Consider the following 12,712-nt stretch of genomic DNA (forward strand, 5'->3'; position numbering starts at 1 on the left):
TTCTTTTTCGCTTTTTAATGTTCTTTTACTTGGCACTTTGTCATTTAACACTTAAATTTAAATTGTAATGCCTCATTTATGCAACAAGATCTTTTGATTTCCCGCCTCCGGGACGGTAACGAGCAAGCCTTTGAACGTATCTACGAACTATACTCCAGAAGCCTCTACGGAATTATTTACAGCATTATTCGTGACGAAGCGGTCTCCGAAGAGATCCTCCAGGATGTCTTTTTGAAAATATGGAACGAAGCTCCCTCCTACGATCCGGAGAAGGGACGCTTTTTTACCTGGATACTGAACATTGCGAGAAATGCATCGATTGACCGGCTACGGTCCAAAGAGTATAAAAACAGCCGGATGAATGTCCATGAAGAATATTTTTCAGATATCATCGAATCCGGGAACCCGGCTTCCGGAAAAATAGACGCCATCGGACTGCAAAAATATATTGACATCCTCGGCCCTATGTGCAAAAAATTGATAGACCTGCTTTTCTTTAAAGGCTTTACCCAAAAAGAGAGTGCCAAAAAGTTACAGATCCCGCTGGGAACCGTAAAGACAAGAAACAGGATGTGTATTAATAAACTACGTGCTAACGTCATCAGATAATGAACACAGAAGAATTTATAGCCTCCGGAATTCTCGAATTGTATGTGTACGGTGCCCTGCCCGAAACGGAAAACAGGGTAATTACCCGCCATTTGAAACAATATCCCGAAATCCGGACCGAGGTAGAGGAAATCGAACAGGCGTTAATGGAGTTGTCGGGAGCCGTTGCACCTGAAAATCCGGAACACCTGTTACAGTCCATAAAAGAAAAGTTATCCGCACGGGCCCTGGCAGAACCACCGATACGGAAACGCAGCAACTGGTTTGCCTATACCGGCTGGGCAGCAAGTATTATCCTGCTTGTCGGACTCTTTTTCCTCTTTAATCAGAATAGAAAACTGGAGGAGTCACTGCAAGAGACCCGAAACAGGAATATGCAGTTGGAGATCCGGATTGCAGACGCCAGGAATGATGTGGAGAAAACCAGGAAGCTCCTTGATGTTTTAAGAGACAGGAACATCCTGAAAGTTCCGCTGGAAGGACAGCAGGCCGCCCCGGAAGCTTATGCAGCAGCCTACTGGGACAAGGAAAAAAACGTAACTTATATAGATGCCCTGGGCCTCCCCGATCCGCCGAAAGGCATGGTATACCAGATATGGTCCCTGAAAATGGATCCGCTAACGCCCACCAGTATGGGATTGCTTGACGATTTTGAAACGGACGAGAATAAAATATTCGAATTGAGCAATGCCAATGTATCCGAAGGTTTCGGTATTACCCTGGAACCCGAGGGAGGCAGTGAAACACCTACGCTGGAAAGGTTATATACCCTGGGAGTAGTCTCTTCCTGAGAAAAACCTTACGTCCGTGCCATGCTAACGCCCTGTACTGAAAACTACAGAGGTCCTTTATAAGCAAAGCCCATCACCAACAATAAAAAACCGTCATACCACTTTTACCGAATAAAGGAAAAGGATATGACGGTTGGTGATCTGCCGGGTACTAGGTACTATGCTTCTTGCTTTTGTTCAAAAACCATATAACTTTTTATTTCTTTTACTTTTCCGTCCTGCAATTCGTAAACATCACAGAAAAAACTCTTTTTAAGCGATCCGTCTTCTCCTTTGGAAGTAACGGTCCCGGTACCGGCCACTTTATTTCCCTCCTCAATGAAATCGCCTATGGTGCTGGACACCATTTCGGGGATATTGGCAAAAAACTCCCGTATGGCATCTTTTCCCGGGGCCAGGTCAAAAAAACCGGGCCATCCCATTTTTACATCAGCTGTCATATAAGACAAGGCTTTTTCTACGTCACTGTCCAGGAATGCCTGTATAACCTGTTGTACTACTTCTTTGTTTTTCATGATATATTGATTTTAAAAATGTTATGTTTCTCTTTAGAAGCTGTTTTGATCTTATTCCCAGGATTTGTCTATCCTGTAACCCTAATGTAAAATTGCAGATTCCTGTTCACCCGGAAAGGGTGATATAAGGACATTAAGGAGTGTATTTTGTGCCAATTACGGAGAAAAGCCGCTGAAAGTAAATAAATTCCATGAGCAGACCTGACGAATACCGGATCAGATCGCGATGAAATACCGTAAAATGAAGAATATAAAAATTGGCCTGAGTTGTTGCTATCGACTTATACGGTTATATATAAGCGATACATCTTAAGGATATAGGATATGATAATAATACTTCCGGTAAGGAAAAGAAGTGTTTTCAGAATGATGCCCTTTCCTTCCGGGACGAACTTTTTGTGCCAGAAGGCTAAGGCAAAAAGAATAAGAAGAGGAACGGTGGCGGGATATAGTTCCACACTTTTTTGTATATCTCCCTGCAGAAGAGCCATAAACGAACGCTGAAAACCGCACCCGGGACAATCTATACCCGTCAGCCATTTAAACGGGCAGGGGATCAGATGATGTTGCAGCCAATGCCAGAAACTTCCCTGCATATATACTTTATTTTACCATAAACCCGGATACCTTGCGGTCCCGGGTTTACAATATATTGCTTTTTAAGGAAATATTAAATTACCTGAGTATTGGCTTCCGCTGCCGAAGGTCCTTCGTATTTCGCATCTCCGAAACCTAACATCGGATAAAATACAAAGGGTAAGAATATAAGTCCTATTGTAAATCCTTCGCTCTTACCGAAGCTTTTGCTAAGCAGATTGGTTAGCCAAATATTAGCCACTATGTTTACACATGGTACAAACAACAATGCTATCCACCACATCGGTTTTCCCACAATTTCTACAAGTATAACAATGTTATAAATAGGTACAATTGCAGCCCAGCCCGGTTTTCCGGCTTTTTCGAATGTTTTCCACATTCCGGCAATGGTAAGGACTATTAAGGCAAGATAAAACAACGTAGCTATCAGCCCCACTCCTGCTCCGATTTGATCGTTTGTGTTCATTTAAATTTCTGTTTATTGGTTTTAAATTAACAACTACTTTTTGTAGTTTGCACGGCAAAAGTAGTAAAAAGATAGTGTCCGATACCATCCCCGAAAACCGGGATTTTAAATAAAAGCCCCTTATAAAAATCATTTGCCGGCCAGGGGTGGAAGAAAAAAAACAGTTCAAAATTTCTCCTACAGACACCCATGCCATATAATCTGTGGCGGATATAAATAAAAATCATCTATAGCCTTATAAAATCACTTCCGGAAGTGATTTTTTAAAACAAGACCCCGGTGAAGCGTAGTGCCGCCGGGGTTTGAAACAAAAATATAATAACAGGAATCAGTGTACGGAAGAAGCATCTACTTTTCCCGAACCTTTTTTAATAAACAGTACAAAAGGCACACATACCAGGAACAGTATTCCCAGGTAAAGAAAAATATCCATATACGAGAGTACCGTACTCTGCCTGGTTATTGCCCCTTCGAGCATCTGGTATGCTTTGTCCAGGGATTCATTGATACTGAACCCCTTATCTATAAACATTTGCTGATAAGCATTCAAACGTTCCTGCACCTGGAAATCGGCCCCATTGAGATTCGGGACCAGGTTAACCCGGTGTTGCTGTCCCAGGCGGGTAACAAAGGTGGTAATAATGGCAATACCGAACGATCCGCCCAACTGCCGCATCATTCCCGTAAAGGCCGCCCCTTCTCCTATATCCTTTCCCTGAAGCGTGGAAAGTGAAAGGGTGGTGATGGGAACGAAAAGCAACCCGAGACCTACTCCCCTGGTGACCAGGGGCCAGAAAAAGTGTTCGGAACCGGTGTCTGGTGTCATTACCGCATACATCCAGTAGCTGTATATAAAAAATATGGCAAACCCTCCCGCAGCCAGGTACTTTTGTGAGACCCCGCGTTCCAGTAATTTCCCGATAACGGGCATCATCAGTCCCGTGGTTATGGAACTCGGAATGAGTAATAATCCGGCATCCGTGGCTGTCCAACCGAGGATGGACTGGGTATATATGGGAATGACAAAGGTAGACCCGTATAAGCCGAAACCGAGAATAAAGGTAAGCATGGTACCTATTCGCAGGTTGTAATTCCGCAATACGCGCAGGTTGACTATGGGGTGTTCATAGACCAGTTCCCGCCATATAAAAAGAATCAACCCGAATACGGACACCACACTCAAAACCAGTATAGTACTATCCGCGAACCAGTCGTCCTGTTGTCCGTGTTCCAGTACGAATTGCAGCGATCCTATAAAGGAGGCCAGGAACACGATCCCCCACCAGTCTACCTGGCTGGCCCTGAGTTTCTCCCCATATTTGGGGCTCTTTACATACAAAAGTGTAAGGAAAGTGGCGATAATACCTATGGGTACGTTGATATAGAAAATATAGGGCCATGAGAAATTATCTACCAGGTATCCTCCCAGCGGAGGTCCCAATGTAGGGCCTACAATAACCCCCATGCCATAAATGGCCTGTGCCATTCCCCTTTTTTCGAGAGGATAACTTTCGGTAATAATAGTCTGTGCCGTTACCAGGAGGGCTCCGCCTCCCATTCCCTGGATAAACCGGAAAGCTACCAATTCCCAGATATTGGTGGCATTACCGCACAAAAAGGAAGTTACGGTAAATATAATGATCGATGCCGCAAAATAATTACGCCTGCCGAACTGTTTGGACAACCAGCTCGTCATAGGAATAATGATTACATTGGCGATGGCATAGGCCGTGATCACCCACGCGATATCATTGAGGGAGGCACCCAGGCTTCCCCGCATATCGTTGAGAGCTACGTTGACAATGGTAGTATCTATGATTTCCAGAAGGGCGCACAAGATGGCAGTTACTGTGATAATCACCCTCCGGAAACCATATTCTACCAGACTGTTTTCGTCCTGAATTTGTACTTCAGCCATAACTTATTTTAAATGTACATCTACGAATACGTTCATCCCGGAACGCAATCGACTCAGTTTTTCGGTATCGTTATTTGCTTTGAAATTGATCTTCACCGGGAGGCGTTGTACGGTTTTTACAAAGTTCCCGGTGGCATTATCAGGGGGCAGTAAGGAAAACCTCGCCCCGGTCGCAGGGGAAAATGCAGTAACTTCCCCTTCAAAATCCTCTCCCGGGTAAGCATCTACTTCTATACTCACTTTCTGGCCGATGCGCATCTTGTTGAGCTGTGTTTCCTTAAAGTTGGCCACCACCCATTTGTCATGCGTATTTACCAGGTAAAAGAGAGATTGCCCCGGACGTACAAACTGGCCGATCTGTATGTCTACCGCCGACAGTTGCCCGTCAATAGGCGCTGTTACCACGGTATATCCCACATTCAGCAATGCCGCATCCAGGTTCGCCCGGGCACTTTGTACATTGGCTTCGGCGACAGTGACCTGTTTTTCCGAAATTTCGGTTTGTGAAATCGCGGCACTGTGCTGGCTGCTGCTGGCCTTTTGCTGGTTTTGTAGTATTTTGAGTTGTTGTTCCGCTTCTTCTTTGGCTGCCTGGGCCTGCTCATATTGCTGTGCGGTGATGGAATGGTTCGCGTACAGGTTTTTATACCGTTCGTAATCGTTGGTGGCTCTCCACAATTTGGTTTTGGCCGTTTCTATATTGCCCCTGGCCGACTGCACCTGCGAACCGGAAGCTGCTGCATTGGCTTGATACGAACCTATACTTGCCTGTGCCACCGCGAGCTGGCTTTCTGCTGCTGCAAGACCGGCCCTGGCTTCTTCCAGCTTTACCCGGTAATCCTGGTCTTCGATAACGAAAAGGGTATCTCCTTTTTGCACTACCTCGTTGTCAGTTACATAAACCTTTTTAATATACCCTTCCACTCTAGGTATAACAGGGTTCATATTGGCCGCTACCTGGGCATCGTCCGTGGTTTCGTGAGAAAAGGAATGGATGATCTTATACCCGCCATATAGAAGGCCTATACCCACCAGAACCGAAATAATGATCACGAACTTTTTGTTGGTCTTTTTCTTTTGTTCCATTTTTATAAAAAATGATTAGTTTACTTATTTATATAGTTTGTAAGGGTTCCCTGTGCCGTAAGGAATTCATAATATTTTCGGGTGATATCTGCCCTGGAATAAGCGAGGTTTATCCTTGCCTGTAACTGCTCCACATCGGCTTCCAGCAGGTCGTTGGTATCTACCAGGCCGTTGTCGTATTTATCTTTGACAATCCGGTAGTTCTCAATGGCCTGTTCCCGGGATTCGGTATATACTTCATATTTCTTCAGTGCCAGGCGATAATCTTCCAGTGCGTTTTTTACCTGTATGTTCACCTGGTCGGAATACTTGTTCAGGGTGTACTGTAATTCGGTGGCCTTACTCCGGGCCAGTTTAACATCGCTTTTGGACTTGAAAATATCAGACAGGTTATACGAAAGCCCTACTCCGAAATTCATGGCGTTGGTCACAGTCAGGGCATTGGGGACATCCAGCGCTACATATCCTCCGAGAAGATTTACGGAAGGAAAAAACTTGCTCTGGGCTACTTTGATCTCATCTTCGGCAGCTTTTTCCTGGTATCGCAATGCTTCCAGGTCGCTCCTGGAAATAGCCACGGTATCTTCACCCGACACGGGTATGATCTCCAGTTCATCATCACCGGTTTCAACCAGCGTCCCTTCCGGCAATTTTAATAAGGTGGTAAGCCTGTAATTGAGGATACGCTCGTTTTTCATGGCTTCTTCCAGCGTGACACGTACGTTGGATTCCTGGAGTTTCGCTTTTAAAAGATCGTTACGGGCCAAAAGGCCATTTTCTTCCATCGCAGAAAAATCTTTAACCCTTTGCTGCGCACTTTTAAGATTTTCCTCCACCAGGGCAACTGTTTGCCTGGCTTTATACAGATTGACGTAATCCGTAACCGTTTGCAAAGCCACCTGCTCTTTGTCGCTTACAGCATTCAGCCTGGCAGCCTCAAGGCGGTTTTCTCCGGCATTGACAAGGTTTTTAAGGCGAAACCCGGAAAATACGGGAACGGAAGCACTCACCTGCCCCAAAAGAAGCTGGTTGACATCCGGAAATCCGCCCGATCCTTCTTCTCCGTCAGCCGATCCACCTCCCAAAAGTCCGGACTGAACATTGGGTTCGGTTAAGTACTGGTATTGACCGGAAAGTCCCAGTTCCGGGTACTGAGCATTTTTGGTTACATGGAGTTCGCTCTCGGCCGTATTGACTTTTTCATCGGCTATTTTGGCATCATCTCCATTGGTAAGCGCCAGTTGTATGGCTTCTTTAAGGCCCAGAGGCTTTTCTTCCTGTGCCGCCAGGTTGCCCGACAGGACTACAGACAGCATAAAAAGCAATAAAACTTTAATTTTCATCTGATGTTTTTTGTTTGTTTTTAACAGGAGAGATGGACATCGAAGATTCACGAAATCCATCATATAATTAACTTGATTGTGAGTAATCCCTTTAAGAACATTATCATCCCGATGACCCCGATGAGTATCAGGATCGGGAGGTTTCTCATTTACCAACCGGCATTTCATAGGTGAGCAATGCTTTTATTGTTTGTTGAATATGTGCAGTTAAGGTGGTGTATACGTAATCGTCTATGGTCATTTCCTCGTTGAAACCATGCAGGGCCTGGAAAAACTTCTTGTTGTAGTAGAAATGGAAGTAAGTTCCCAGGATGGTCGGCACGATAAGCGGTATATTCACATGCTTCGAAAAAACACCTTCTTTCTGACCGTTGCGGATAAGTCCTTCGATCATACTGTAGTTTTCCCGTTTCTGGCGGACGTAGTTGTCAAAACTGACCTGGCGTACCGGATTGGAATATTCGAAATTCACCACTTTATATGCCCGCCGGTTGTCATGTATGCGCCTCACCATAAGAGCGACCATATTATCTACTTTGATCATATATCCCCCTTCTCCTGCTATGACCTTTTCCATCTCTTTCCGGAAACCGGAAAAACGGTGGAACAACAAGGCGTCCAGCAGCTTTTCCTTGGAACCGAAATAATAAGAGATCATGGCAATATTAATATCGGCCTCCCTGGCTATCTGACGTACGGAAGTACCGTCAAAACCGTTTTCCGCAAACAGTTTTTCGGCTACCTCCAGGATACGCGACTGTTTTTCGTTCAACTCCATGCTTCTTCCGTGTTAAATTTGAAGGAGCAAAATTAAACAATCGTTTAAATTAAACAATTGTTTAACTTCTGTTTTTTATGTGTTTTTAACACTAAAACGTTATCGCTTTAACATGTAAGTCCATAGGGTACGGGACATCGGCATGTGTTTTTTAGTGTACAGGAGTTTGCAGGAATAATCCGGGTATGCCGCAGCACCTCTCAATCTGTCCCGATAATTCCGGTACGCTTTTTAAGACCGTCGGGCAGCCGGTAAAGCAGTATCGATACTATTCCGAGACAAATCATATTGATTATGAGACCATATTCAATACCTAAAGTATATTCCTGTGCGCTTTTCCCTTCTATAACCGAATAAAAAACACCTCCTATAATACTTATCCCCAATGCGGATGCGGTTTGCTGAAAAGTAGAAAATATCCCTGAGGCAATTCCCGCGTGTTTTTGCGGGACATTATTCAGTACAATATTCAACAGGAAAGGCAATACCATACCGTTACCCAGTCCGTATAACCCGATCAGCGCTATGGAAACGAACGGGGGAGTTTCCGCAGTAAAAAAAAGTGATTGTAAAACAAAGGAAAGAAATATGATAAAAAGCCCTGTAAGCAGGACATTCTTCCCGTATTTCACCAGTTGCTTCGACGCTACTAATGAAGAGATCATAAACAGCAGGGCATGAAGCAGAAAATACATTCCACATTCCAGGGCAGAAATTCCCAGTCCGCTTTGCAGGTATACCGCGCTCATCAGCAGGTAGGCCGTATGAAGCATAAAATGAAACAGTACCACTCCGAGGCCAATATTAAATTCCCTGTTCCGGAACAGGCCCATATCCATAAGCGGGTGCCTGTTCTCCCACTGTTTTTTTCTCTGGTCCCTGACAAAAAAGACCAACACCAGTATGCCTGAAATGATCAGGCCAATACTCCATAAGGGCCAGTGTTGCTCCCTTCCTTCGGTAATTGCATATATGAGAGCGCCCAGGCCCAGCGTCAAAATAACGGAGCCTGAATAGTCAAAACCTATGCCTTTCTCCTTTTCTGTTTCGTCCAGATACCGGTCTATGGCCCACAAGGCTGCCAGGCCAACGGGAAGGTTTATAAAAAAGATCAAACGCCAGCCTTCTATTAAAAATCGGGTTTCCACCAGGTACCCGCCTAATATCTGTCCTATGATCGCCGCAATACTCAGGGTTATCCCATACCACCCGATAGCTTTCGCCCTTTCCTCCGGTTCGGGAAACAGCACCTGTATGAAGGCTATGGATTGAGGCACCATAAAAGCCGAGCTCATCCCCTGAAAAAACCGGGCCGCATTCAATTGCAAAATCGTCTGGGCCATACCGCAAATACATGAGGTCAATGTAAACCAGAACATCCCCCAGAAAAACACCTTTTTTTTCCCGAGGTAATCCCCCGCCCTGCCACCGGTAATGAGAAAAGCGGCACTGCCCAAAAGGTAACCGGCTATAACCAGCTGTGTTTCCCCGTCCGAAGCACTTAAACCCGTTTGTATGGCAGGGATGGCCATATTAATGATAAAAATGTCTATAACGTATAACAACGGCGCTGTCAGAACAACGGCTAATGCCGATATCCCGGGTCTGTTTTTTAGTTGCATAAGATGATCGGTTTAGGATTTTACATGTTCATACCAGGATCCTGTTTCGTCCGGATCCTGAACAGAGGCAAAATTATACCCGGGGTCTGCTACGGGCAACCGAAAATTGAACGTGTATTTTTTTGTGGAGATATATTTCAGAATAATTTTGAGCGGAACCAGTTTCCACCCGGCCAAAAAAAGGGTTTCCTCGCCGGAAAATTAACCGGTAAAATGTGTAAATCAGCTTAAAAAATAAGACTGGTTATTGTTCCCTCTCCTTCTACACTGCGTATCTGTATCCTCCCCTCGTGCAAGAGCATGATCTGCTTACACAGGCTCAACCCTATCCCGCTGCCTTTCTTTTTGGTGCTGAAGAACGGAACAAATACGTTATCGATCACCTCATCAGGGATACCTTTTCCGTTATCGGTGACCTGGATCACTACGTTGCCGTTCAGGTGGCGGTCGGCAGAAATTATGATCCGGGCATCATCTTTTCCTTCACAGGCATCCACCGAATTCAAAATCAGGTTAATGAGCACCTGCTCTATCAGGTAGGTATCTATAAGTACTTCCAGGTCGTGGGGTTCCGTCCTGTAATCGACTTTTATTTTTTTTGCCTGCAGGGAAGGCGACATCAGTTTGTCTATATTGCGGAAGAGTTCGTATAATGTGACCCGGGTTTTGTTAAGACTGGTCACTTTGTTCAGGCTCCGGTAAGTTTTGGCAAACTTCATCAGCCCTTCACTTCGTTTTTTTATGCTTTCTATTCCCATCCGCATATCTTCCATTTCCAGCGGATATTCATCCGGATGGTCTATAGCCATTTGCATATTGGATTTCAGTGTTTCGGCCAGGGACGATATGGGGGCTATGGAATTCATAATTTCGTGCGTCATGACGCTGAGCAGTTTTTTCCAGGCTTCGGACTCATTCTGGTTGAGCGTATCTTCGATATTCTGAAGGACAACCAGTTTAAAGGTATTTTCACCCACATGAAAAACGGCATTGGATACCAGCATCTTGTTTTTCTGCTGGCCTGCCTCTACGGTTACGGATGTTTCCCTGGAATGGTCTTTTTCGAATATATCCCGGAACAGGGCGGGTTTCCTGCTGGATATGAAGCGGACATTTTTTACGGAGGGTATGTCCAGATGTTTTCGTAAAGATTCGTTATCCCACAATACTTTTCCGGTTTCCCGGTCATAGGCCATGATGCCCACATCTACCATTTCCAGTATTTTTTGCAGGTAGAGGTATTGCCGTTCCTTTTCGCTGTTCATTTCCTTTACGGTACGGTTTACTTCGTTAAAGCCCGTATGCAGGGTGCGGATATCCCCGGTACCGTTCTTCTCCGGGTACCAGCGGGAAAAGTCCCTGTATTTTACGGCTTCAAAAAAATCGTCTATCGCATTAAACCGCTTTACACAAAATGTGTAGAGGTAATTGCAGGACCAGGCGCTTAACAGGCAGGCCGGAATAATATAATACACATTGCCTTTGCTTATGGCAAAAGCGAGCATGACGAGAAAAGCAAGCAGGATGCTTATTCGTAACAGGAGGGCCTTTTTATAGGATCTAAAGGTCATATTTGTGCAATCTACGGTACAGGGCAGCCCTGGTGATACCGAGTTCTTTGGCAGATTTGGAAATATTGCCGTTGTTTTTCTCCACCACTTTAAGGATGGTATTTTTTTCAATGGTTTCCAGCTTCAGATCGCGGGGGCTTTCGGGTTGCTGGTACTTTTCTATGGGAGAGAACACCAGGTCATCCGCGAACAGGGTTTCGCTTTCGGCCATAATCACCGCGCGTTCCAGGGCGTACTGTAACTCCCGTACATTTCCCGGAAAAGAATAGTCTTTTAGTTTTTCTACAAAACTTTTGTCCAGTGAAAACGGTTCTTTCATATATTTCTCGGCATAAAGCTGTACGAAATAATCGGCCAGTACCCGGATATCTTTTCCGCGTTCCCGCAACGGCGGAACGGTTATTTCCACGGTATTTATCCGGTAAATAAGGTCTTTGCGAAACCTGTTCTCATCGGCCAGTTCCGAAAGTTCCGTATTGGTCGCACAGATAAGCCGGATATCTACCGGGACGGTCTCATTGGAGCCCAAAGGGGTAATATACCTGTTTTGCAATACGGTAAGCAGGCGGGCCTGTTGCTGCAGGCTGATATTTCCTATTTCATCGAGAAAAAGTGTTCCCCCGGATGCGGCTTCAAACCTGCCCTTACGGTCTTCCCGGGCATCGGTAAATGCGCCTTTTTTATAACCGAACAGTTCGCTTTCGAAAAGCGAAGGGGTAAGCGCACCGAGATCCACTTTAACGAAAGGCTTGTCTTTTCGCAGGGAATTGTCGTGCAGCGCTCTTGCAATAAGGTCTTTCCCGGTCCCGTTCTCCCCCAGTATCAGCACATTGGCATCGGTGGGCGCTACTTTTTGCAGTTTCAGGAAAACATCGCGCATCACATCGCTTTCCCCCAGTATCCTGTCACCCTGCAAATTCACAGGCTTTACCGGGTTTTTACGGGATTTCTTTTTATCGAGAAGGTCCTGGACGGACTGCAATATCTTTTCATTTTTCCAGGGTTTTACCAGGAAATCGGACGCCCCTTCCTTAAGGGAACGTATGGCCAGGTCAATATCTCCGTAAGCCGTAATAAGAATAACGTCTACCTTCTCATCTGCCTCCCGGATCTTACGAAGCCAGAACAAACCTTCATTACCGGTATTGACCAGCCCGTTGAAGTTCATATCCAGGATAATGACATCAAAACTGGATTTACTGAGAATGGACAGGATATGATCGGGCTTCTTCTCCGTCACCACTTCCTTTACCTTCGATTTGAACAATAACCGCATGGCTGTCAATACATCGGTATCGTCATCTATGATTAATATTCGGGCGTCTTTTAGCTGCATCCTTATATCATTTAAACTCTTTCTTCTTTAGTTGTTGCACAAAGGAACACAGAGCAAACACAGAGATTCACAAAATATGT

General features: G+C 45.1%; 12 protein-coding genes. 2 read left to right on the forward strand and 10 right to left on the reverse strand.

Annotation, left to right across the window (positions count from 1 at the left end; all coding sequences use genetic code 11):
• Positions 1–78: 78 nt before the first annotated feature.
• Positions 79–609, forward strand: a complete 531-nt coding sequence (locus ACVBDY_RS04780) for an RNA polymerase sigma factor (protein WP_447174322.1) — start codon at positions 79–81, stop codon at positions 607–609.
• On the forward strand, positions 609–1,400 hold the full coding sequence (locus tag ACVBDY_RS04785) for an anti-sigma factor (protein WP_447174323.1): 792 nt from the start codon (positions 609–611) through the stop codon (positions 1,398–1,400). The genes ACVBDY_RS04780 and ACVBDY_RS04785 overlap by 1 nt, the downstream gene beginning before the upstream one ends.
• A 158-nt stretch (positions 1,401–1,558) precedes the next feature.
• Here the strand turns inward: ACVBDY_RS04785 and ACVBDY_RS04790 are convergent, their stop codons facing one another.
• The 10 genes from ACVBDY_RS04790 to ACVBDY_RS04835 all read right to left on the reverse strand — a co-directional run bounded on the left by ACVBDY_RS04790 (position 1,559) and on the right by ACVBDY_RS04835 (position 12,632).
• Positions 1,559–1,915, reverse strand: a complete 357-nt coding sequence (locus ACVBDY_RS04790) for a nuclear transport factor 2 family protein (protein WP_447174324.1) — start codon at positions 1,913–1,915, stop codon at positions 1,559–1,561.
• Between the two features lie 281 nt (positions 1,916–2,196).
• Positions 2,197–2,511, reverse strand: a complete 315-nt coding sequence (locus tag ACVBDY_RS04795; RefSeq protein ID WP_447174325.1) for a DUF2752 domain-containing protein — start codon at positions 2,509–2,511, stop codon at positions 2,197–2,199.
• 74 nt (positions 2,512–2,585) lie between these two features.
• Positions 2,586–2,978, reverse strand: a complete 393-nt coding sequence (locus ACVBDY_RS04800) for a DUF5684 domain-containing protein (RefSeq protein WP_447174326.1) — start codon at positions 2,976–2,978, stop codon at positions 2,586–2,588.
• Positions 2,979–3,306: 328 nt separating this feature from the next.
• Positions 3,307–4,896 carry an MDR family MFS transporter gene (locus ACVBDY_RS04805; protein WP_447174327.1) on the reverse strand — a complete coding sequence of 530 codons (1,590 nt, stop codon included), beginning with the start codon at positions 4,894–4,896 and terminating at the stop codon, positions 3,307–3,309.
• A gap of 3 nt (positions 4,897–4,899) precedes the next feature.
• Positions 4,900–5,982 carry an HlyD family secretion protein gene (locus ACVBDY_RS04810; RefSeq protein ID WP_447174328.1) on the reverse strand — a complete coding sequence of 361 codons (1,083 nt, stop codon included), beginning with the start codon at positions 5,980–5,982 and terminating at the stop codon, positions 4,900–4,902.
• A 20-nt stretch (positions 5,983–6,002) separates the two neighbouring features.
• On the reverse strand, positions 6,003–7,325 hold the full coding sequence (locus ACVBDY_RS04815) for a TolC family protein (protein WP_447174329.1): 1,323 nt from the start codon (positions 7,323–7,325) through the stop codon (positions 6,003–6,005).
• Positions 7,326–7,470: 145 nt separating this feature from the next.
• Positions 7,471–8,103: a TetR family transcriptional regulator gene (locus tag ACVBDY_RS04820; RefSeq protein WP_447174330.1), complete on the reverse strand. Its 633-nt coding sequence runs from the start codon at positions 8,101–8,103 to the stop codon at positions 7,471–7,473.
• A gap of 200 nt (positions 8,104–8,303) precedes the next feature.
• On the reverse strand, positions 8,304–9,725 hold the full coding sequence (locus ACVBDY_RS04825; RefSeq protein ID WP_447174331.1) for an MFS transporter: 1,422 nt from the start codon (positions 9,723–9,725) through the stop codon (positions 8,304–8,306).
• A 227-nt stretch (positions 9,726–9,952) separates the two neighbouring features.
• Positions 9,953–11,296: a sensor histidine kinase gene (locus tag ACVBDY_RS04830; protein WP_447174332.1), complete on the reverse strand. Its 1,344-nt coding sequence runs from the start codon at positions 11,294–11,296 to the stop codon at positions 9,953–9,955.
• A complete protein-coding gene (locus tag ACVBDY_RS04835) occupies positions 11,286–12,632 on the reverse strand; it encodes a sigma-54-dependent transcriptional regulator (protein WP_447174333.1) in 1,347 nt (448 codons plus the stop codon). Before ACVBDY_RS04835 ends, ACVBDY_RS04830 begins: the two co-directional genes overlap by 11 nt.
• Between the last annotated feature and the right edge of the window lie 80 nt (positions 12,633–12,712).

The organism is Sinomicrobium halophytocola (assembly GCF_052983395.1).